The organism is Ghiorsea bivora (assembly GCF_000744415.1).
GTDB classification, from domain to species: domain Bacteria; phylum Pseudomonadota; class Zetaproteobacteria; order Mariprofundales; family Mariprofundaceae; genus Ghiorsea; species Ghiorsea bivora.
Genome location: NZ_JQLW01000010.1, coordinates 22,526 through 45,028, shown reverse-complemented (window position 1 = coordinate 45,028; position 22,503 = coordinate 22,526). Strand labels below are relative to the sequence as shown.

Sequence of the window (22,503 nt, the reverse complement as noted above, 5' to 3'; positions counted from 1 at the left end):
GGGGTAAATATGTCAAATGTATTGGTTCATGAAACGTCATCCGTCACGGTGATGAAAGACAATAAACCTGTTGAGCTTTTGACGTGTCGCATCGCTGATCAATGGATTGGTTTTCGCGTACAACAGGTGCGGGAGGTGGTAAAACAACAAAAGCGAACCACTATGCCTATGGCACCCTATGCAGTCGCGGGTTTGATTAACTTGCGGGGAAGGGTGATTACAGAGCTTGAAGTGCGCCGTGTGATTGGTGAGCCAGATAGAGGAGAAGATGAGCCTTTTCACGTGGTTATTATTGAAACCATGAGTGGTGAAGACTTTGGTCTGATTGTGGATGATGTTGGCGAAGTGATTGTGTTGGATGAAGATTTGTTTGAGGCAACACCGAGTTCTTTAAACGAAGTGTGGCGGCAAGTGAGTGATGGGGTGTTAAAACAAGAGGATAGAGTGTTGTTACTGGTGAATGTGGATAGATTTGTTGCATTGACCATTCCCAATGCATCGGCACCCAATACCAAAGAAATCACTATGCATTAGACAGCATATGAAAATCCTTATAGTTGATAGTTCCGCTCCATTTCGTTTGTTATTACGCACATGTTTATCCGACTTACCCGATACGGAAATTATTGGTGTTGCCAATAATGGAAAAAAAGCATTGGATATGATTGCGCACTTGCAACCAGATTTAATTACCTTAAGCATGAAGATGCCAGATATGGACGGCATAGAAATTTTGTATCAAATGCGAGAAAAGTACCCACATATTAAAGTGATTGTTGTGGCTTGTAGCACGGAAACAGATGCAGAGAAAACCTTAAAAGCTATGGAGTTGGGTGCATTTGATTTTATTCTTAAACCTGATACCAATGTTGTCGATAAAAAAACTTACTTGCAAGATAAATTGTTACCTGAAATTCAGCAAGCGCGAAGCTTAAAATCGGTATTTAAACGTGTGCATGTGCCTGTAAAAGTTACTCCAACAGCAGTAAACGCAGCCGCCTCTCCTTTAAAAACAAGTCATAAGGTAACGCGTGGTGTATTTAAGGCAGATGTGGTTGCCATTGGTTCAAGCACAGGAGGACCTGCTGCTTTGCAAGAGGTGTTAAGTCAGCTTCCTGAAAATTTTTCAGTGCCGGTTGTGGTAACTCAGCATATGCCCAAAGCATTTATTACATCACTTGCGACACGTTTGAATCAAAGCAGTCCGCTGGTTTGTCGTGTGGCAGGGCAAGGTGAGGTGCTTCAAGCTGGGCATGTATATATGGCACCAGGTGATGTGCATATGAAAATTATGCAACGTGGTTCAGCTTTGGTTGCACAGTTAGAGGCGGGGGTACGGGTAAACCATGCCATTCCGTCGGTAGATGTAACTTACGAATCTTTGGTTGCGTTATCGCCAGCAGTAAAAACCTTGGCTGTGGTTTTGACGGGCATGGGTAACGATGGTGCTAAAGGCGCCAAGTTACTGTCAGAACAAGGAAATCATGTGCTTGTCCAAAATGAGGAAAGCAGTGTGGTGTGGGGTATGGCAGGTGAAACCTTTCGCAATGGTGCTGCTAATGAAGTCTTACCTTTAGCTGATATAGCTAAAGCTATGCTCAGGCATGTGGCCTAAGCTGAGTATTATATGGAGCTAGAAACGTGAAAGAGCATAAATTTACATGGTTTAGAGAGTTTCTAGAAAGGAAAAGTGGTATCGTAATTACCAAGGAAAAAGCATATTTGGTCAAATCAAGACTTCAGCCGATTTTGACAAAATATAACGCAGATGATTTGAATGCACTTATTCTTAAGATAAAGCAGCAAGAAAACTCGGCACTTGCTGCTGAAGCGATTGATTTGATGACTACCAATGAAACATTGTTTTTTCGGGATGGTTACCCTTTTGTTGCATTACAAGAACATATTTTTCCTGAAATAAACCAAGGTAAAGGTATGAGTTCACCTATAAATATATGGTCAGCTGCTGCATCCAGAGGTCAGGAGGCATATTCTATTGCTATGACAGCCTGCGAGGTTATGCCCAATGCTAGGCAGCGTGTACAAATTGTAGGCACAGATTTATCTGCGGAATCGGTTGCGTTTGCCAAGCAAGGGACTTATTCAGATATTGAAGTAAAGCGTGGTGTTTCCATGCCAAGGTTAAATAAATTTTTTCGTCCAATGGGGCCATCGTGGGTGGTGAATGATGATTTAAGAGCAATGGCAAGCTTTTATGAGGGAAATTTGGTGTTAGATACACTGGTGACACAAATGCACCGGTTTGGTTTATTTGATGTTGTGTTTTTGCGTAATGTGTTGATTTATTTTAGTATTGAAGAGCGCAAACGCGTGATTGACCGCATAGCCAGAACGATGCGTAAAGGTGGTTACCTCATTACAGGTGCCGCAGACTTACCTGAAGGAAATATATCCAAGTGGCAACGGGTTGATGTTCAACGGCAAAGAATTTGGCGTTTATGTTGAGGTTTGTGTTGTTTCAGGCAGTAAACTATCGATATATGCTCCTGCATGAAAAGGCATCAAGTCTTCCAAACTTTCACCCACCCCAATATAACGCACGGGTAACTTAAACTTATCACATAGTTGCAATACCACACCACCTTTGCCAGTGCCATCAAGCTTGGTCACAATCAAACCTGTGGTATGAATGATTTCACGGAATTTTTCGACCTGTACAATTGCATTTTGCCCTGTACCACCATCAACCACATGCCAAACTTCATGCGGTGCACCATCTAGGGCTTTGCCAATCACGCGGTATACTTTGGCCAACTCATTCATCAGGCTGGTATCGGTTTGTACACGACCTGCAGTATCAATAATAATCACATCATAATTTTTGGCTATGCCACGTGAGATAGTATCAAAAGCAACCGATGCAGGATCCGCACCTTCTGCTTGTTTAACAATATCTGCGCCAGCGCGTTCCACCCATACAGCTAATTGTTCAACGGCTGCAGCACGAAAGGTGTCTGCTGCGCCAATCAATACTTTTTTACCTTGGTCGGCATACATATTGGCAAGTTTACCAATCGTGGTGGTTTTGCCCGTGCCATTCACGCCTGCAACCAAAAGCACAAAAGGTTTTGCTTCTTTGATTTCACTGCCTGTCACCAAGGTGGCTTGCATATTGTCTTTTAAGGTTTGCATGGGTTGCTTTGATTTCTTTGCTTTTCTAACCAAGTCCATGGCTAATTGTGCGCCACAATCTGCCATAATTAAGGCATCTTCAATGTCTTGCCATTGGCTATCACTTATTTTTTCTTTGGTTTCACTGGGGAATAAACCACCAATACTTTCACGGGTTTTGCTCAACCCTTTGCTAAGACGACTAAAAAATGACATATACACACCCTCAAAACGATAACCATCGCATGATTGTGATTTGCACCACATTTTGCAATGTTTAATTGTCGATGAAGCGTATCAATCTGGGTGGTCGGGGTCTTGATCCTCGCTATTTTTCTTGCCGTCACCGTCTCGGTCATCATCTTCATCATCGGGGATGCCGTCATGGTCGATGTCGCTGTTTGAGCTGCCAGTATTGCTACCTTGACCTGCCCCACCAGCACCAGCGTTACCACCGCCAGCAGGGGGAGTGATTACAGGTGGATTGGGATCAATCACGGTGATGGGCATGGTGGCGGTTACCAACGTGGCATAAGGGTCGCTCACGGCTACGGATATATTGTAGTTTCCTACGGCAAGTTGCACGAGAGGCTTGGCACCTGTTGCGGTGCCGAATGCACCTGTCCAAGTGTAGGTATATGTCGTACCGTATGGGTCTTGCGGTCCAGTAATATCCAACTGCACATCGCATATGCCACCCGCACAACCTACAACCGAATAATTATCCGTCACATTGGGTGTGGCGGGCTTAACAGGACCGATGACTGGAAACACTTTACCAGGGCCGTATGGTGTGTGGTTACTAAACCCGAGCGGATTTCCTGAAGCCATATCAGTTGGAACCCAAGGACCTGCTGTGACACCCTCCGCATAAGCTTCAGCAATGCCTGGAGGGTAAGGAGATGTAAAGGTAAATGTGTGAGTTCCTGTTGGAGTCAGGAGGTTTTGATTGTTTTTTTCTGGAATAGTTCCCCAGCGAATAGAAGTGTTTTCTTTTGAACTACCTACCTTAGGCCCCCAACCTTTCCCCCAAAAAGAACTAGACGAATTAGGAATGAGTGAAGCTACATCAGGTAAAAAAATCATAAATTGCCATATTGGTTGTATGCTGTTTATGCCTAGTGATAAATTATAAGTATACTGATACCCTTGAGGCTTGGGTGCTACAGTTGTTGTGATTGATAAATTAAACTCATCTGCTGTATGCACGGCATTTCCACTTCTATCTATTAATCCAGGAATAACTTTAGCAAATGAGGGTATCGCAAGAAATAATATTCCTAATAAAATAAAAAAATTTGATTTATACATATAAACTCCTAATTAGTTCGGATAGAAATAAATATGAAGGTGGTTGCCTTCATCTAGTATTTCTCTAAATAAATCTTTATCAGAAAGCTTAATTAATTCTAATCGACTTTTTACATTTTGGCTCGTTGAGTCGAGTGTATGAACATCAATATCAATGCCACGCCTATGTGTTTGATGCGGATCTAACCAATTTCCCTTCGCATCAAACCTTCCACCTTTGGGTAAACTAGCATCATTAATATATAATCCAGCACCACTAAATTTTTTAGGATACTCAGTCATAATAATATTCATTTTTGCTGCAGTAGATGATGAAACCCAATGATTATTATCAGGCGTGGTTGGAAAGCCATTCCAGTTATTGCCATGATGTGCATCAGTGCCACCTATTTTGAAATGCGGTGAATTCACAGCCAATTGTGTTAAATTAGATATTTCTGAGGTTATTGCTGAGGATGTGGCAGTTAATGAGCATCCTTGATAATAAACATTTGCTTCTATCTTTTCCAATGAGGAAATTTCATTGCCTATATATTCAGTAAAGACATGTCCTGTTATTGTTGTACCTGATGCAGGAAATATAATACCTTTAGGTTTAGGTATAATTAATTTTGGTGGCAGCCAGTTGCCATGATCGTGACCACCAAAACCTTCATCTACAGTTAATATGGTTAAAGAAACACTTGCGCCAGTTATAGCAACCCCAAACATATCCGTAACCAATATATCAACTGGTGTTTTGTAAGCTGAAGCAACTTGACTTGGTTTTACATCTGCACGATGGCGGAGTCTTGGCTCTAACAATACTTTCGCAGGCGTTATCGTTACATTCAGCCCACCTGCAATCACATTCGCAGTTGCTGTTGCAGGCTGCTTGCTTGTTGCGCCTGAATTGCTGGTGGCTGTGGCGGTAAAGGTCAATGTAGAACCCACAGGTTCAGACACTGCATAGCTAAATGGTATAGGGGCAGATGTGCCGCCTGTGTATGTAAATGATTGTGTGCTGCCATCAGGTAAGCTTAATATCACCGTGCCGCCTTGACTAGAAGCAAGATGTTTTAATCAGGGTGGTCGGGGTCATCATCCTCATTGTTGGGTTTACCATCACCATCGCGGTCATCGTCATGTTCATCATCAATACCATCATGATCCATGTCGTTGCTGGGCGAACCTGCACCACCAGCGTTACCACCACCAGCAGGTGGATTGGGGTCAACCACGGTGATGGGCATGGTCGCCGTCACCAAGGTGGCGTAAGGGTCGCTCACGGCAACAGAGACTTGATATGTGCCTGCCGCAAGCTGCACCACAGGTTTTGCACCCATAGCTGTGCCGAACGCACCGCTCCAAGTGTAGGTATATGCCGTGCCATACGGGTCTTGCGGACCTGTAATATCCAGTTGCACATCGCATATCCCACCTACGCAACCCAGCACCGAATAATTATCGGTGACATTGGGTGTGGTGGGTTTAACAGGACCGATAACGGGAATAATTTTGCCAGGACCGTAAATGGTTTGATTGTAAAACTCTGGAATATCTTGCTCCTCATCCCAAATAACAGGTGGCTCTGTATCACCTTCAATACGTCCACTTATCATAGCTGGTGGATAGGGTGAAATAAACATAAACCCTGATAAAGTAAGTCCAGGTGAAAATGTAGAGAACCTATTTGACCATAATATAGAAAGTGTTTCTAAACTTGGTTGATAACCGAGCGTACTTGGATGTTTTGGGTTACCAAAGTAGGTTCCTTGAGAGTGTGGCCATGGGGATGCCTCGGTTCCTGCAACCACACTATACGGATCCGACAAAGCAACTTCAAAAACCACTAAATTTTGTAAACTGTTTGGTAGAGAAGTTATAGAATAGGTATATCTATAGCCTTGTGGTGTAGCTTGGACGGTGACATTCACTTGAACATTCACTTCATCCGCCGTATGCACGGGGTTCCCCTGAGAATCAAACCAACCAGGTAAAACTCTAGCTTGTGCAAATGAAACTCCAACCATAATTATGGTTGCTACTAAACAAATATTAAAAAATTTCATTTGCCCCTCCAGTTATTCATATTTGGTTTAATATGAAGGTGATTGCCACCATGCTTTTTAACTTCGATCTGTTTCAGAAGCTCAGAGTCTAGTTCTTCTATAGCAGATAAAAGCTTCTTGTATACAACATCCGCACCCACAGATGTTGGCAGAGTCATCATGGGAATACTTGTATCCTTTAGCGCCAAATCCACATCCAAGCCAAGCCTATGATTGCTATGCGGCTTATATGCCCAGTTGCCATTGGTATCAAAGGCTCCCCCAAACTTTAAGCTGGCATCATTGATGTATAAGCCTGCACCCCATCTCTGCTCATATAGCTTTAACAGCCTGTCCAGCAGTCCCGCACGATATGCTGTCAAATATTGGTTATTACTGCCCGTTATCCCTCCGCACGCAGCCGTTTTATCAGGTTTCCACGGCGTGGCAGCACCATAATGTTGGCAAGTCCCTCCAACAAATGTGTGCAGCCCCCCTGCGGGCAGAACAATGGCCTGCAAATTAGAAACCTTCGAAGTAATTACAGGAGATGCTGCGGAGCCTATACAGCCTCTAAACGAAGCATCTGCGACAACTTTTTCTTCCGAGGCAAACATGGATGCCGTGTATGTAGTGGTATAAGTGCCATCATTGTTATCAACAATAGCACTTGTTGTGCCCAAGGGCTTTAATGCTGCATTGGCTGGGTCTGCACCATGATCGTGTCCGCCGAAATTACCAGCACCCAATTGTGTTTTGAGTGATATTGATGCACCAGAAACAGGCTGATTGTTTGGGTCTTTTACATCAATGATAACCGATGTTTGATTTGCTCCTACTGTTTGCATCCAGCTTCTTCGGTTATTCAAAGTCGGCTCAACAACAGCTTTTGCAGGGGTGATGGTTACATTCAGCCCACCTGCAATGATATTGGCGGATGCAGTTGCAGGCTGCTTGCTTGTTGCACCTGAGTTGCTGGTGGCTGTGGCGGTAAAGGTCAATGTAGAACCCACAGGTTCAGACACTGCATAGCTAAATGGTATAGGGGCAGATGTGCCGCCTGTGTATGTAAATGATTGTGTGCTACCATCAGGTAAGCTTAATGTCACCGTGCCGCCTTGACCAGAGGGATCGCTGATTGTGAGAGAACCTGTTAGTGTTTCACAGCCTGTAACTTGTGTTTTACCAAGTATAACATGCACAGTAGGGGAGCGTTTGATTTGAAAACTAAGCGTAGTGGTTGCTTGTGTACCATTGATTGCCCTTGCTGTAAACTTTGCTGTGTAGTTCCCATCTGGTAATACACTAAGATTTGTATACTGCTTGGACAAATCGATGATATTTGGTGCGGAACCTCTACCATTTAATGTATCGAAAACATAAGATTTCACTGTGTTTCCGCTTACATCAATGATGTCGATAATAACTGGTGCATGTCCCCGGTGTGGCCACACACCACCACCAGGGAAAATCACCTGTCCTGTAAACGCATAGGGTTGAAAAGCAAAGTTTGAAGCAAGGCGAATGGACTGTAACAATGGAGTGTTATCAATGGTAATGCTTTTTGTGGTGAATGTTCTACCTGCCGTTGTAGTTCCTCTGCGTGGGTCAGGAATGATATCCACAGCATTCATGTCAAAAGAAAAGGAGCCTTGTGGGAATAAAGACCTTAAACATGTACTTACTTTTAATCGATTGGCGTACTGTGTACTGATGCTAAGAGAACAATACATACGCTTGATTCCAAGACCATATGGTGTTGCATTGGTGCTAGATGGATATATTGAAGCTATAGCATATAATGCTTTGGTATCTTGAGTTGCTTGTAATGTTAAAATGACATTGGAACCTTGAATAGTTATATTCCCTGATGCTGTGACCGCATAGCTAGTGCTGTGCCATGCAAACAAGATGAAAAAAAGAAATGTTGTTTGGATGCGTTGATTGACCACACTGTTGCCCTCCCAAGAAAAACATGCCGAATTTGGCAGCTTAGTTGCTAGGGGGGGAGTCAAGTATAGCGTGTTCATAGACTCCATTAGACACCAATGAGTTAGCAGAAACAAAAAACATGGGAATTTTAAGTTGGGAGATTAGTTTGCTGCCATGCTTTCAACGATAGATTTTAAATTGGCTGTTATTGACTTGGACAACACCTTGTATGCGGCAGATAATGGCGTGTTTGCGCGTATGGACGAGAAGATGATAACCTATATTCAGCGTGAGCTTGATGTAGGGCGAGAAGAAGCCAATATGTTGCGGGTGAAATATTGGAAACAATATGGCTCAACGCTTAAAGGTTTGATGCAACATCATGGGCATGAGGCTGAGCCTTTTTTATTGGAAGCCCATGATGTGAATGCGTATGAGTTGTTATCAGCGCATGATGAGCTGCGTGATGTCTTGCAAGCGATTCCACAACGGAAAGTGATTCATACCAACGGTACAACAGAACATGCCGAAACGATTTTGAAGGCATTGGGCATTTGGGATTGTTTTGCTGCAATTTATGATATTCGTTTTAACCAATATACGCCCAAACCATGCGTGGATACGTTTTATCAGCTCTGTGAAGCCGAAGGGGTGCAACCGAAAGATGTGGTGGTGATTGATGATATGCAGGATAATTTGGCTGTGGCGAAACAAGCGGGTGCAAAAACAGTGTGGATTCATGCGGATGCACACCAACAAAAGCATGATTGGGATATTGCAGCAGAATCGTTCGTTGATTTATTAGTGAAGTAGTTTTTTGATACCTTGTTAGATACTTAGAGTTGAAGTCTTTATGTTCATTTTTGGGCAGCCAAAAACGAACCCCATATCTGCATGGACAGCAGATATGGGCGCACTTTAGGGCGGGGCTTGCCCTGAGGGGAGGATGCCCCGAACCAAAAAGCTGCCTTTTAGAATCTGCTCGTTTCCTTTGTTTACACTTACATCAAAAGGGCGCGTGTTACTGCGCCAATCCTTTTGCTGTAAGACACTTCGGCGCAGATTAGCAAAGGGAGATTGATTGCTGATACGTTCACGTTTTTTCTTCGTGTTCTCTGTGGTCTTTGTGGTGAAAAAAGAAGTTAAACTTGGTCTAAAGCAAAAGCCTCATGCAATGCGCGCACGGCAAGCTCTACATACTTTTCTTCTAAAACCACAGTTACTTTGATTTCACTGGTGGTAATCATTTGAATGTTGATGTTTTCTTGGGCGAGTACATCAAACATTTTCTTGGCAACACCCGTGTGTGAGCGCATACCTACACCAATAATCGACACTTTAGCGACAGTATTATCTCCCATCACTTCACGCGCTTTCATTTTATCACACAGTGTTTGTAATAAAGCCATGGTTGCATCGTAATCGCTGCGGGGTACGGTAAATGTTAAATCAGTTTGTCCATCTTCGGAGATGTTTTGTACAATCACATCGACATTGATGTCAGCATCCGCAACAGGACCAAAAACTGCAGCAGCAATGCCTGGTTGGTCGGGGATTCCTTTGATGGTGACTTTTGCCTCATCGCGGTTGTAAGCAACGCCTGAAATTTCTGCACGTTCCATGTTTGAATCCTCTCTTGTAACCATTGTGCCTTGCACCAAATCAAAGCTTGAACGCAAATGAATCGGCATGTTGTAGCGCATGCCGAGTTCCACGCTTCGGGTTTGTAATACTTTTGCACCCAATGATGCAAACTCCAGCATTTCTTCATAGCTGATGCTGTCCATTTTTCGGGCTTTGGGTTCTATGCGAGGGTCTGTGGTATAAACCCCGTCCACATCGGTATAAATATCACAAGAATCAGCTTTAACGGCAATGGCGAGTGCCACCGCAGAAGTATCAGAGCCACCGCGCCCCAAAGTAGTGGTATTGCCATTGGCATCCACGCCTTGGAAACCCGTGACGACAGGTACACTGCCTTTTTCCATGTGTTGAATCAGGTGGTCACTTTGCACAGCTTTAATGCGTGCTTTGCTATGGCTGCCTTCAGTTTTAAAACCAGCTTGTGCGCCGCTGAATGAATAAGCTGATACACCAAGTTTATGCAGCTCAATCGCCAACAATGCAGCGGTGACTTGTTCGCCTGTGGCAACCAAAGCATCCACTTCACGCATGGGTGGGTTGTCATTCATGCTATTGGCGAGATGTAGCAGGCGGTTGGTTTCACCACTCATTGCAGAGACCACCACAGCAATTTCATTGCCGTTATCCAATTCACCCTTGATGATTTTAGCAGTGGCTTGAATGCGTTCGATTGAACCCACAGAAGTGCCACCAAATTTTTGTACAATTCTCATCTTATTTTCCGCCTAACGGTACTGTGGCAATACCAACTTTACCCATACCCAATTCACGAATGGTATCTAAAGCATATACCAGACGTTTGTGTCTAGCGTCGGCATCAGCGCGAATCACAACACGCATATTGGGGTCACCTTTGGTGATGTTCAGAATACGACGGCGTAAATCGGCATCTTTGACGCGCTCATCTTGCACATAAAGTTGCCCATCAGCTTTGATGCTAATCACTACTTGTTTTTCTTCTTTATTGGCTGCTTGCGCCTTGCTTTGGGGTAAATCCAATTTGATGCTGTTATTGGCAGTAAAACTTGTGCTGACCATGAAGAAAATCAACATGAGGAATACCACATCAATCATGGGTGTTAAATCAACAATTAAGTCGCTGCGTTTTTGTCTTGGGCGTAAATTCATTCACGTTCGCCTTTGAGCAAATCAACGAAATACAAAGCATGTTGCTCAATATCTACCACATAACGGTTGATTTTGGCTTCGAAGAAGCGGTAGGCAACCAGCGTAGGGATGGCAATTGACATACCTGCGGCAGTGGTATTCAATGCTTTAGAAATACCTGATGCCAACACGTCAGCCTTACCTACACCTTCGACAGAAATCACTTGAAACACTTCAATCATCCCAATCACTGTACCCAATAAACCCAAAAGCGGAGCAATGGCAGCAATTAATGCCAAAATGCCAACAAACCGCTCAAGGTGGGCAACTTCTTGTCTGCCCACTTCTTCTAAAATCTCTTTCATGATACTGCGTTTTACACCACGGTTTTTCAGTGCCACCCAAAGGATTCGACTCATGGCAGTGTTGCTATTTTTACATAATTCTAAGGCTTGTTCAGCATTACCTTCACGCACGGCTTCTTCAACCTTTTTTATCTTTTTCACAGGAATTACAACCGATGAGCGAAGGCTCCACAAGCGCTCAAAAATTATTGTGAGTGAAAGAAGCGAAGTGGCAATCAGGATGTACATCACTGCGCCGCCTTGAGAAATAAATTCGTACATCAAACAACCACCTTTGCATAAAAAATAGGGATAAAGCTGGCGCAAGTATAGGCAGGCTTCTTTATGCTGCAATCATCATGTTTGTTTTTGTTTTCGTATGCCTCTATCAAGGTTATGCTTGCGCCAGATATGTTAGTGTTTAATGGAGTTTTTCATGATTGACCAAGGTTTGTTTGAGATTTTAGCTTGCCCCAAGTGTAAAGGTGAGGTGCAGTATAATGCCGATAAAACGGGTCTAACTTGTGATAAATGCAAATTGGAATACCCAATTCGTGATGATATTCCAGTGATGTTGATTGATGAGGCAAAGTCTTTGGCTGATTAATGTCTAAGGAGACCATCAAAGTACCCATTTGGACACGCCTTCTTTTTAGCGGGCTTGCCAAAGTGCCCATGCCCATTATGCATGCCTTGGGTGATGTGTTGGGTTGGTTGTATTACACATTGGACAAACGGCACCGAAACATTGCCCTAAGAAACCTTGCCCGTGTTTTCCCCGAAAAGCCCAAAAAAGAGCGCAAAAAAATTGCCAAAAAAGCATTCAAACAAATGGGTCGCACCTTGATGGAAATTCCTTATGTGTTTTCAGAAAGTCGTGAAGATTTGTTGGCGCATGTTGAGATTGAAAACAAAGATGTGCTCACTGATGCTTTGGCGCAGCAAAAAGGCGTGTTTCTGCTTGCCTCGCATTTTAGCAACTGGGAATTGATGGGTTTGATGCCTGCGATGATGGGTTATCAAACCTCCATGATTTACCGCCAGCTCAATCAAAAACCATTGGATGCTTATACGTTGGCTTCACGTTCTCGCTTTGGTACACATCTTTATTCACGAAATACAGGTGTACGTTGGCTGCTCAAAGCCTTAAAAAATAATCACTGTATCGTATCCGCTCTAGACCAACACATGGGCGCAGGCAACGGCATCAAAGTGCCATTTTTAGGGCATATCGCCAGCACATCGCATCTGCCCGCACCATTCGTTGCCAAAGGTGTGCCTATGATTGGCATGGCATTGGTTCGTCAAAACAATGATTTTAAGTTCACCCTCAAATTTTGGGATGTGCCTTGCCCTGAACTCACAGACGATAAAGCCACCAATGAGGTTTTGATTATGACTGCAGCGTGTAAGAGTTTTGATGATGTGATTAAAGAGAACCCTGAACAGTGGTTGTGGATGCATAGACGGTGGCGGGCGGTTGAAACAGATGACAACATGACACAAGTCGTTCACGGCGCACCCTGACAGCAACCCAAAACATCCAACTTTCGCGTTATTTTACCTCGGAAATAGCGCTGCTATATCCTTCGGCTTATGCCTTGAACTTGAATATTTTGAATTACTTATTTCTAGTACGACTTTTACTCTAACGCCCTAAATGAGGGCGTGCGTTAGCACGTCCCTCTCGATTTTTTTTGTTATACATTTTTATGGTAATGCTCTCGATGGTATTTAATAAAGTCGATATTGATGAGGTGTTTTTTTACGACTCTAAGTTTACCCTTAATACCAATTAGCTCTAAATTATCACTTATAGCAAAGCCACCATTATCAAACATAACATGATGGTTAGGGCATAAACACAAAAGGTTGCCTTCTATATCTGGCCCGTTATGTGGTTCGCCTAAAGGTTTAATATGGGCTGCTTCAGCGTAAAAACCAGCGCTAGTTCCAATTGCTATCCCACATACTTGGCATTTGTAGTTATGCCAAGATTTTACATTCTTAGCTTTTTGATAGTTTCTTACAATACGATTGACCGTTAATGGTTTTCTACCTGGTGCATCATATTCATCAGTTGGCTCTTTTACTATGCAGTCAGCAGGCGAACCCTCTTGAACAATTAACCTGTACCTCCAAACTCTATAACCCGACTTACCTGTTTCGTACCAGTAATCTTCTACTTTATATAGTCCTGCATAGCGGTAACCTTTTACTGGACTTAGTTCGTGTTTATGTTTATGTCCACGAGTTACTCGGACAGGAAGGTTTTCTATTTTACTTTTAGCTAAAGCTAGGTTTACACCATCTAGCTCTTGATCTGAGACCTGGTTACCATTCTTTTGGCCTCCTGCGCCTGTATAGATTATAATGTCACCAAAATCTTCGTCATCCTCATACCCGCCAGAAAGTACGATAGAATCAGCACCTTCGTTTTTACCACCACTTATTCCTGCAACTAAAGGAGGATGAACTTTAGCTTTAGCTAAAGTCTCTCTATTATCAAAGATATCGCCTGGACTAACTCCATTTATTTCACCGAAAGTGCGCATTTAGATCCTTATATGCATAACTTGGTAATAGCATGACTTCAAATTCCATCTATTACGCTCCCTTATACGCCCAAAAATTCTCTGCTATTGGATATTAAAGCACAAACAAGGAAGTTAATAATGTTTGTGGCTGATAGTTTGTCGTTTGTTGGCTTGGGTGTCAATGTGATTAGTCTTAGTTCGCCAAAGCTCTGAGCACAGTTTGAGGTTCTTTAGCAACCACATTGAGCAACACCAATGCAGGGCCTTGCGGTTTTCTGTCGCCGCGTTCCCAATGGCGAAGTGTGCTGACGCTGATGCCAAATGCAGAGGCAAATTCATTTTGTGACATGCCAATTTGGGTGCGGATATTTTTTACATCAATGGGTGAAAAGTCATGCACGACTGCTTTACTTTGTTTACCTTTGGCAAAGTTCAATGCTTCGTTTAAACCTTGTTGAATACTGTTCATTGCTTCATTCATATCATTCTCCATAACTTTTCTTGAGTAGCGAAGTTAGCTTCGCAAGCTCTTGGCATTCTGCTGTGGATAGATTGGCTTTCTCACCTTTACCAAACAGCGTTAATAAAAATAGCGGCATGGATGTATTGTGGTAATAATAAATGATGCGAACACCACCACTTTTTCCTTTGCCTTGTGCAGACCATCGAAGTTTGCGAATACCACCTGTTTTCTGCATGACAACACCTGCTGCGGGATGTGCTGCCAAATAATTGATAATACTCTGCTTTTCTTCATCACTAAGTGTTTTTTCTGATCTTTTCAGAAATTCAGGTAGTTCGACAATCGTCTGCATAAAGACAAGTGTAATCCAATGGCTTATAGCTTGTCAATGTTGTTTGGTTTGATGGTTGAGAGATTGACGATAATACTTCATGCTTGGTTTTATGTTTAAACAAGCGCAAACAACCTTAACCATCAACGCCAATGGGCGTGGCTTCACCAACTTCACCCGCGATATGCAATCATGGATTGGGCAGACAGGCATTCAAACGGGGCAAGTGACTTTATTTGTGCAACACACCAGTTGTTCCCTCATCATTCAAGAAAATGCTGACCCTGATGTGCTCACCGATATGGAAACCTTTATGAATGATTTGGTGCAAGATGGGCATCCTGATTTTTTGCACAGGGATGAGGGGGATGATGATATGTCTGCCCATATTCGCATGGCGCTGACCAATGTGTCGTTGAATATCCCAGTGGTTCAGGGGCGAGCGGCTTTGGGCATTTGGCAGGCTGTGTATTTGTATGAGCATAGGTATATGCCGATGCGTAGACATGTGTTGCTGCACCTTGTTGGTGAATAGGGGGGCTTTGGGCGAATGAAATATAAAATCCTTAAAAAGAATACGTTGTTTCAGGGCTTTTTTAAGTTTGAGGGGCTTGAGGTTGAGCATGACACCTTTGCTGGTGGATCGTTTACGGTTAACCGCGAGCTTTTGGAGCGCGGTGATGCGGTTGCTATTCTGTTGTATGATAAATATTGTGATGAAGTGCTGTTGATTGAGCAGTTTCGTGTGGGGCCTGCGGCGCGTGGGGATGATGCGTGGATGACGGAAGTGGTGGCGGGCATGTTGGATGCAGGTGAAGATGCAGAGGTTTGTGCGGTTCGTGAGTCTATCGAAGAGGCAGGTTATAAGCCGTATGACATCAAATATTTGGGTAAATATTATGCATCACCAGGCGGCACATCGGAATCACTGTTGTTGTATTTGGGTTATGTGGATAAGGATAAACCCGTGGCGGCAGGTGGTGGTTTGAAACATGAACATGAAGATATTCGCAGCTTTTGGGTACCTCGAGAAGAGGCTGTAGCCATGGTGAAAAATGGGCAAATTAATTCAGGTGCACCCATGCTAGCAGTGGTTTTAGCTTTTGGTATTGATGGCGTGGTTGGATGCTAAATCAGTATGGTTTGTATCATACGGTATTGAATATCGTGGTGCTAGGTCGTAAGCTTTAGTATGAAGAAAATTCCAATGGGTGATGTGTGGGGTGGTTTGTCAGCTTCGGCGTTGGTATTGCCGCAAGCGATGGCTTTTGGTATTACCCTATGGTCGCCTTATACCAATGATCCAGCAGCAGCAGCCATGTCAGGTTTGGTTGCAGCAGCATGTTTATGTATTGCTTCGGGTTTATTTCGGGGTACTTCTGGTTTGGTTGCAGCTCCTACAGGACCAACCTTGGTTTTATTGTCAGGTGCAATAGCAGCACTTGCTGCAACAGGGCTTATGGGGGATGCGCTGGTGACGGCGACACTGATAACCGTTGCCTTGGCAGGTCTTTTTCAAATCATAATTGGTGGGCTTAGGTTAGGTCACTTGATTAAATTTATTCCATACCCCGTGGTCTCAGGCTTTATGACAGGCTCGGCGATTTTGATGATTATGTCGCAATCATCGTCTATTTTGGGTGGAGATTCGGATTTAACCATGGCCCAAGGAGCTTGGGTGCCTATGGCAGCGGCAGGTATCACTTTGGCAAGCATGGCGTGGTTGCCGCGATGGATTAAAAAAGTTCCCGGTACAATTTTGGGTTTGGTGGCTGGCACACTTGCATTCCATGCTTTTTCTTTGATACAAGGGCATATCACTCCATCATTTTGGGTGGTAGGTAGTTTGCCAAGTATTACCGACTTACATTTTGGTATTCGTTTAGAAAACAGTGCCGATTTTCCTTGGCTGCTTATGGCGGGTTCTGCACTAGCTTTGGCGGTGTTGGCATCTTTAGATACCTTGCTCACGGCAGTGATTGCCGATGTATCCACAGGCGAACGTCATGATGCCCAACGCGAACTGATGGGGCAGGGTGCAGGGCATATGTTGAGTGCTTTAGCTGGGGGTATGGCTGGCGCTGGTACAACCGGGGCAACCTTGGTTGCCATTCAAAGCGGTGGTCGATTATGGACAGGTTTGGTGACAGGCATTGGCATGCTGTTACTTATTTTATTTATGGGACCTATTGCAGCCATCTTACCCATCAGTGTATTTGCAGGTATTATTCTTCATGTCGCTATCTTTGGCATGTTGGATAAAGATATTCCGCGTTGGTTGGCTTCTCCACAAGCGAGAATTGATGGTCTAATTGCCGTTGTTGTTACAGGGGTTACGGTGTCTTATGACCTTATGGTTGCTGTTGGTTTGGGTATTTTATTGGCAGCTATTGAATTTATTCGAACACAAGTGCAATCGGCAGTGATTCAACGGCGTTGGACAGTTGGTGAGCGTACATCATTGCGACGTAGAATTAAAAAAGAATGCAAATGTTTGACAAGTCATGCCGAAAGTATTGTGGGTTATAACCTTAAAGGTACATTGTTTTTTGGTACAACAGATCACTTGTTTGACACTATGGCAAATGATTTAAAGCGTGCTAAATATATTATTTTGGATATGCGTGGTGTCAATCAGGTGGATTTAACTGCACTGCGTTTGATTGAACACATGAATGGCATGATGCATGACCGAGGCGGCGAGCTGATTCTGGCGCATGTTCCCAAAAGTATGGGCTTGGTAAAACGCGAGGGACATAGGCATGAACGCTTGGTGCCTTATCATAAAAAAACACGTCTGCGTGCCTTTGCAGACTCAGACAGAGCTTTAGAATACGCAGAGAGTGAATTGTTAAAAGGGCTTTGTGGTACTTCCACAGAGGAGAACCACGCAGTGAGTTTGGATGAAACGGAGTTGATGTCTGTTTTTAATGCAAAAGAACGAGAAATTTTACACCCATTTTTTAAAACAAAAAAAATAAAAAAAGGAGACTTTCTTTTTCATAGTGGGGATTTTGGGGAAGAGTTGTTTGTCATTTTGCGCGGTGAAATTGAAATATTATTACCTTATGCTAAGAAAAGAAAGCTACGGCTTGCCAGTTTTGGTCCTGGGATGACGGTGGGTGAGATTGCTTTTTTAGAACCCGGAGAACGCTCTGCTGATGCGCATGTCATTGTGGGTGGTGAAGTGGCTGTTTTTCAACATAAACAGCTAAAAAAACTTTGTGCGCAACATGCCGATTTGGGTATGCGTGTTTTGATGCGTTTGGGGCATGATATGAGTGAAAATTTACGCATGGCAGATGCTGAGCTTCGTAGGTTAGCTTCATAAAGTGATGCTTTTTGTTGAAAATATATGGCTTTAATGGAGTGCTTGCGTGCAAAACTTGATTCGAAAAATTGAAGTGAATATCCAACAAGTGATTCAACATGAGCAGCATGCTATTCGCTGGTTGCTGGCAAGTTTTGTTGCAGGTGGGCATGTGTTGCTTGAAGATTTGCCCGGCACAGGAAAAACAACACTCGCCAAAGCCTTGGCAAAATCCGTATCTGCAGACTTTAAACGCATTCAATTTACACCTGATTTGATGCCCAGTGATATTGTGGGGGTATCGGTGTATAAACAACAACAGCAAGACTTTGAATTTCGTGCAGGTCCTGTGTTTACCCATATCTTACTTGCTGATGAAATCAACCGCGCTAGCCCGCGTACCCAGTCGGCATTGTTGGAAGCCATGAGTGAATACCAAGTAAGTGTGGAAGGGAAAACACGCAAGTTAGAAGCCCCGTTTTTTGTCATGGCAACGCAAAATCCAGTGGAATTTCATGGCACTTATCCTTTGCCTGAAGCACAACTTGACCGTTTTATGATGTCTTTTGCCTTGGGTTATGTATCCAAAGCGCAAGAAATTGAAATGTTGGACAAACAAACTTTACACCCACTGCATAACTTACAGCCTGTGGTCAGTGTTGAGGAAGTATTGCAGTTGCAACAAGCTGTTGCTGAGGTGTTTATCAGCGATGCGATGAAAGGCTATATTGTGGATATTGTACAGCGTACCCGTAGTCATGAAGGGGTGAAGCTTGGTGCAAGCCCGCGTGCTTCGCTAGGGTTAAAACAAATTTCTCAAGCCTTGGCATTGATGGATGGGCAAGATTTTATCACACCTGATCATGTGCAAGAGGCAGCAAGCCCTGTGATTGCACATCGCTTAGTATTGGAGCCTCAGCTTAAATATGCAGGGCTGAATGCATCTCATGTAGTTGCAGAAATATTGGAGCAGCTTGTTATCCCACAGTGATGGTGCCAGATGAATAGATGGCAAGGTTTGGTACAAGGCTTTCAGCTTCGTTATCGTGCTTGGTTATTGCAAGGGCTTAGCCGCATTACATTTTGGAGTGATAAGTTTAAGCAACGATTATCAAGCTTAGGTTTGGCTGTGGCTGCTACGATATTGCTTACCTTAATATTGGGTGCCAATATTAAATTATCATCCATTTACCAATTGTTTGCTTTGCTGGTTGCACTTTTGCTGATGGCATTATTGGTGGTGTGGCTGAAAAGCGCTGTAAAGCGTAAACCATGTTTTGAAATGCATCGGGATGTGCCCAAGTTCGCCACAGTGGATACAGCCATAACATACCGTGTTTTTATAGCTAATACTTCAGCTCAAGATGTATATAAACTGAGCATTACAGAGCGATTACCGCAATATAAACCTACGCTTTTACAGTTTATCAATATGAGAGAGCCCAATGAAGAAAAGCGAAATTGGTATGATAGACACACAGGGTTCTACCGCTTTGTTTGGTTACAAGATTGGTTGCGTGGGGCAATCTTTACACCTGAAACCATCGGGCATATCCAAGCGGGGCAAAGCAAGACCATCACAATGGCATTAACCCCTATGCGGCGGGGGTATATTCATTTGAGCAAGCTGAGGTTGCGTTTGGCTGAACCTTTGGGTTTGGTGTACTCGTTTGAAGAGCATGATGTCTTTAATCGCATGCTTGTGTTACCCAAAGCATATCGTTTACCCCATGATTTGATGTGGGGTGGTAAGCGGGCATTTCAGCAGGGGGGCGTTGCACAAGCTTCGCATATGGGTGATGCTGAAGAGTTTAGTCATTTGCGAGAATATCAGGCAGGAGATGCCTTACGACGCGTGTTTTGGCCTAGTCTTGCGCGTTTACAAACGCCATTGGTGAAAAATTATCAGGAAGAATACTTTTCGCGTGCAGCATTGGTGGTGGATAATTTTGTCAGCTCTAAACATTGGGCAAAGCTTGAAGAAGCGGTGTCAGTTGCAGCAGGTTTTGCAATGGATGAACATGGGCAAGAGATGTTGTTAGACTTGTTGTTTGTTGGTGAACAAGGCAAAGCAGAACATACACTTACAGGCAGATCCATTGCTCATGCTGAACAAATGTTGGAAAGCTTAGCAACGCTACAACCATGTGCAGGTGATTTTAAAGGTTTGTCGCAAATGCTATTGCAGCAAGCAGAACGTTTAAATGGCTGTGTTTTAATTGCCTCCACTTGGGATGCGTCCAGACAATTACTATTGCAACAATTATTAGCTTTATCCGTGCCTTGTTTGGTGTTGGTGATACAGGGCTCGGATGAAAAACTTATCCGCAGTGAGCATGTATTTGGCTTACGCATGGGGCGCATTCAACAAGATTTGGATGCATTGGTTTGGCAATCATGAAACAGCCTTTATTGATGTTTATACTCACGCTGTTTTCCTTATTATTTTGGGGTTGGTTAACCGATGTTTTGTGGCTGGCAGGTTTGCTGGGTTTGTTGTTATGCGGCGCATATATCAAACGTGGGCAATATAACTTTGAATACAATGCATTTTATCAAATCGGTAATTTATGTGGGTTAATTATTGCAGCTGTCTTTGTGTTTTATTGGTTGGATGACAATGCTTCTAAAGCTATCTTGCCTAGCATACGTCTTTTGCCTTTGGCTTTATTACCTTTGTTGCTCTTGCAATATTTGTATAAACAGCATCTTGTACCTAGCAGTGCTTTATTATTTTTTCAGCGTAAACATGTAATACAACCGACTTGGTTTGATGTATCGGTCTTGTTTATCTTTGTTTGTTTATTAAGTGCAGGGGCAACAGTGCACCAAGGTTGGGTTTATTTTACAGGTATCTCTGCATTATTACTTGCTTTTATACTTGTTCAACAGCATTACAAACAAACACGTTATGTTTTGCTATTGATTGCGATATTTTTGCTCGCTGAAGTGATGGGCATGGGCATTGTTTATGGTATGCAAGATTTACAAATGCGCTTGCAAGCCAAAATGAATGCGTGGCTGCTCAGTTATAACGATGGACATCAGGGCAGCACAGCCATTGGTGAAGTGGGGCGCTTACAATTATCCGATAGTGTGTTGTTTCGTGTAAAAAGTGAAAAAAAACGAAGCGAGCCGATGTTGTTATTGGAAGGTACTTACCAGCGTTACCGTGGGCAAACATGGTTTGGTGGTGGATGGAAGGATATTAATATTCCTTATATCCATGAGAGATGGCAATTGTATGAAGGAGAGCTTGGTACTTCGCATTTAACATTTTATCAAAGTTTTGATGGTGATAAACATGTATTGGCTTTGCCCATGAACACGCTTGCTATTGCCAAGCTTGATGTGAAAAGTTTAAGCATTCGGCAGGGGCAAAGGGTGGAGATACAAGGTTTACCGCCTTTTGCTGCTTATGATGTTTTTTATCAAGATGTTCATAAGTTTATGCTAAGGGGTGAAGTACAACGAAGTGACTTGGATATTCCTAAGAATGAAAAAGAGGCAGTCGCTAAGGTGGTCGCCATGCTTGATTTGCATGAGATTAAAAATAAATATGGTGTAGAAAAGGTGATTAAAGTTTTACACCAATATTTTTTGCAGCAATATACTTACACCACATGGCTACAAATCAGCCAACAATCAGCCCAAACACCGCTTTCATCTTTTCTGCTTGAGGATAAACAAGGTCATTGTGAATATTTTGCATCGGCGACGGTGTTGCTGCTGCGAGCTTTGGGTATTCCTACGCGGTATGCGGTGGGATTTAGCATGTCAGAATATGATGCTGATAAAGATTTATATCTTGTGCGTGGGCGTGATGCCCATGCTTGGGCGGTTGCCAAAGTTGATGATACATGGATAAATATTGATAATACACCACCAAATTGGTTCAGCATTGAAAATGCGAAGCAAAGCCAGTTTCAAGGGCTTTGGGACTGGTTTTCAGATATTCGTTTTCAGTTTAAAAAGTGGCGCTATGGCGATAGCGAAATTGATAAGCAATGGTGGTATATATTGCTAAGTATCTTATTTGGTTACCTTACGATTCGGGTGTTAAGAAGGGTGAAAACAAAGCAACATGCAGATGCAAAGACAGTGGAAAAAGAGGCTCAAGATTGGTTGAAAATAGAGCAAGCTTTAGCCATGGTTGGTTTAGGGCGTAGAAATGGGGAGACTGTACAGCAGTGGTTGGTACGAATTGAAGCGGGAAAATGGTATCAATTGGCAAGGCTGCATGATATTCAGCATTATGCAGCAGCAGGATTGAGCGATGTGATGCAAGAAGAATATCAGGCTTATATACAAGATATCAAAGTTTTCTGTGCGCAATATAAAGATAGGGGTTGAATTAAAAAA

At 43.2% G+C, this 22,503-nt stretch carries 23 protein-coding genes; 12 read left to right on the top strand and 11 right to left on the bottom strand.

What is annotated here, in order from left to right:
- Nucleotides 1–9 precede the first annotated feature (9 nt).
- Genes DM09_RS08500 through DM09_RS08490 form a run of 3 tightly spaced genes read left to right on the top strand, consistent with a single transcriptional unit; the run spans nt 10 to nt 2,466 of the window.
- Nucleotides 10–534: a chemotaxis protein CheW gene (locus tag DM09_RS08500; RefSeq protein WP_051938333.1), complete on the top strand. Its 525-nt coding sequence runs from the start codon at nt 10–12 to the stop codon at nt 532–534.
- A gap of 7 nt (nt 535–541) precedes the next feature.
- A complete protein-coding gene (cheB, locus tag DM09_RS08495) occupies nt 542–1,615 on the top strand; it encodes a chemotaxis-specific protein-glutamate methyltransferase CheB (RefSeq protein WP_051938332.1) in 1,074 nt (357 codons plus the stop codon).
- A gap of 26 nt (nt 1,616–1,641) precedes the next feature.
- Nucleotides 1,642–2,466 (top strand): CheR family methyltransferase, encoded by an 825-nt coding sequence (locus tag DM09_RS08490; protein ID WP_038249923.1) that lies wholly within the window; start codon nt 1,642–1,644, stop codon nt 2,464–2,466.
- Here DM09_RS08490 and ftsY read toward each other — a convergent pair.
- The 5 genes from ftsY to DM09_RS08465 form a co-directional block, all read right to left on the bottom strand.
- A complete protein-coding gene (gene ftsY, locus DM09_RS08485) occupies nt 2,458–3,348 on the bottom strand; it encodes a signal recognition particle-docking protein FtsY (protein ID WP_038250224.1) in 891 nt (296 codons plus the stop codon). The genes DM09_RS08490 and ftsY overlap by 9 nt on opposite strands.
- 81 nt (nt 3,349–3,429) lie before the next feature.
- Entirely contained in the window at nt 3,430–4,443 is a 1,014-nt protein-coding gene (locus tag DM09_RS08480; protein ID WP_038249920.1) for a hypothetical protein, read from the bottom strand.
- Between the two features lie 12 nt (nt 4,444–4,455).
- On the bottom strand, nt 4,456–5,472 hold the full coding sequence (locus tag DM09_RS08475; RefSeq protein ID WP_038249918.1) for a penicillin-insensitive murein endopeptidase: 1,017 nt from the start codon (nt 5,470–5,472) through the stop codon (nt 4,456–4,458).
- 29 nt (nt 5,473–5,501) lie between these two features.
- Nucleotides 5,502–6,494, bottom strand: coding sequence for a PKD domain-containing protein (locus tag DM09_RS08470; protein ID WP_038249915.1), 993 nt, complete (start codon nt 6,492–6,494; stop codon nt 5,502–5,504).
- A complete protein-coding gene (locus tag DM09_RS08465) occupies nt 6,491–8,107 on the bottom strand; it encodes an Ig-like domain-containing protein (protein WP_157753676.1) in 1,617 nt (538 codons plus the stop codon). Before DM09_RS08465 ends, DM09_RS08470 begins: the two co-directional genes overlap by 4 nt.
- Nucleotides 8,108–8,579: 472 nt before the next feature.
- Between DM09_RS08465 and DM09_RS08460 the strand changes: the two genes are divergently transcribed.
- Entirely contained in the window at nt 8,580–9,218 is a 639-nt protein-coding gene (locus DM09_RS08460) for a pyrimidine 5'-nucleotidase (RefSeq protein ID WP_232507791.1), read from the top strand.
- A 329-nt stretch (nt 9,219–9,547) separates the two neighbouring features.
- Here the strand turns inward: DM09_RS08460 and DM09_RS08455 are convergent, their stop codons facing one another.
- From DM09_RS08455 to DM09_RS08445, 3 genes are read right to left on the bottom strand one after another with little or no spacing between them, the layout of a single operon-like run.
- Nucleotides 9,548–10,762, bottom strand: coding sequence for an aspartate kinase (locus DM09_RS08455; protein ID WP_038249912.1), 1,215 nt, complete (start codon nt 10,760–10,762; stop codon nt 9,548–9,550).
- Nucleotide 10,763: 1 nt separating this feature from the next.
- The gene (locus tag DM09_RS08450) at nt 10,764–11,177 is read right to left on the bottom strand and encodes an ExbD/TolR family protein (protein ID WP_038249910.1); all 414 of its coding nucleotides are present in this window, start codon (nt 11,175–11,177) and stop codon (nt 10,764–10,766) included.
- Nucleotides 11,174–11,782, bottom strand: coding sequence for a MotA/TolQ/ExbB proton channel family protein (locus tag DM09_RS08445; protein ID WP_038249908.1), 609 nt, complete (start codon nt 11,780–11,782; stop codon nt 11,174–11,176). The genes DM09_RS08450 and DM09_RS08445 overlap by 4 nt, the downstream gene beginning before the upstream one ends.
- A 154-nt stretch (nt 11,783–11,936) precedes the next feature.
- Here DM09_RS08445 and DM09_RS11415 point away from each other — a divergent pair, with 154 nt between their 5' ends.
- Together DM09_RS11415 and DM09_RS08440 are read left to right on the top strand one after the other, a co-directional pair.
- Nucleotides 11,937–12,107 carry a Trm112 family protein gene (locus tag DM09_RS11415; RefSeq protein ID WP_081881167.1) on the top strand — a complete coding sequence of 57 codons (171 nt, stop codon included), beginning with the start codon at nt 11,937–11,939 and terminating at the stop codon, nt 12,105–12,107.
- Nucleotides 12,107–13,027 (top strand): lysophospholipid acyltransferase family protein, encoded by a 921-nt coding sequence (locus tag DM09_RS08440; RefSeq protein ID WP_051938331.1) that lies wholly within the window; start codon nt 12,107–12,109, stop codon nt 13,025–13,027. Before DM09_RS11415 ends, DM09_RS08440 begins: the two co-directional genes overlap by 1 nt.
- A gap of 173 nt (nt 13,028–13,200) precedes the next feature.
- Here the strand turns inward: DM09_RS08440 and DM09_RS08435 are convergent, their stop codons facing one another.
- The 3 genes from DM09_RS08435 to DM09_RS08425 form a co-directional block, all read right to left on the bottom strand.
- Entirely contained in the window at nt 13,201–14,055 is an 855-nt protein-coding gene (locus DM09_RS08435) for a YDG/SRA domain-containing protein (RefSeq protein WP_038249905.1), read from the bottom strand.
- 175 nt (nt 14,056–14,230) lie between these two features.
- Nucleotides 14,231–14,518 (bottom strand): NadS family protein, encoded by a 288-nt coding sequence (gene nadS, locus DM09_RS08430; protein ID WP_038249901.1) that lies wholly within the window; start codon nt 14,516–14,518, stop codon nt 14,231–14,233.
- Nucleotide 14,519: 1 nt separating this feature from the next.
- On the bottom strand, nt 14,520–14,852 hold the full coding sequence (locus DM09_RS08425) for a type II toxin-antitoxin system RelE/ParE family toxin (RefSeq protein ID WP_038249898.1): 333 nt from the start codon (nt 14,850–14,852) through the stop codon (nt 14,520–14,522).
- A 91-nt stretch (nt 14,853–14,943) separates the two neighbouring features.
- Between DM09_RS08425 and DM09_RS08420 the strand changes: the two genes are divergently transcribed.
- Genes DM09_RS08420 through DM09_RS08395 form a run of 6 tightly spaced genes read left to right on the top strand, consistent with a single transcriptional unit; the run spans nt 14,944 to nt 22,494 of the window.
- Complete coding sequence (locus DM09_RS08420) at nt 14,944–15,366, top strand: secondary thiamine-phosphate synthase enzyme YjbQ (protein WP_038250217.1); 423 nt, start codon at nt 14,944–14,946, stop codon at nt 15,364–15,366.
- Between the two features lie 15 nt (nt 15,367–15,381).
- Nucleotides 15,382–15,963 carry an NUDIX domain-containing protein gene (locus DM09_RS08415; protein ID WP_038249895.1) on the top strand — a complete coding sequence of 194 codons (582 nt, stop codon included), beginning with the start codon at nt 15,382–15,384 and terminating at the stop codon, nt 15,961–15,963.
- 60 nt (nt 15,964–16,023) lie between these two features.
- Entirely contained in the window at nt 16,024–18,162 is a 2,139-nt protein-coding gene (locus DM09_RS08410) for a SulP family inorganic anion transporter (RefSeq protein WP_081881166.1), read from the top strand.
- Nucleotides 18,163–18,208: 46 nt separating this feature from the next.
- Nucleotides 18,209–19,132, top strand: coding sequence for an AAA family ATPase (locus tag DM09_RS08405; protein ID WP_038249889.1), 924 nt, complete (start codon nt 18,209–18,211; stop codon nt 19,130–19,132).
- Nucleotides 19,133–19,141: 9 nt separating this feature from the next.
- Nucleotides 19,142–20,542: a DUF58 domain-containing protein gene (locus DM09_RS08400; RefSeq protein ID WP_038249886.1), complete on the top strand. Its 1,401-nt coding sequence runs from the start codon at nt 19,142–19,144 to the stop codon at nt 20,540–20,542.
- Nucleotides 20,539–22,494 (top strand): transglutaminase-like domain-containing protein, encoded by a 1,956-nt coding sequence (locus DM09_RS08395; protein WP_038249884.1) that lies wholly within the window; start codon nt 20,539–20,541, stop codon nt 22,492–22,494. Before DM09_RS08400 ends, DM09_RS08395 begins: the two co-directional genes overlap by 4 nt.
- Nucleotides 22,495–22,503: the final 9 nt, after the last annotated feature.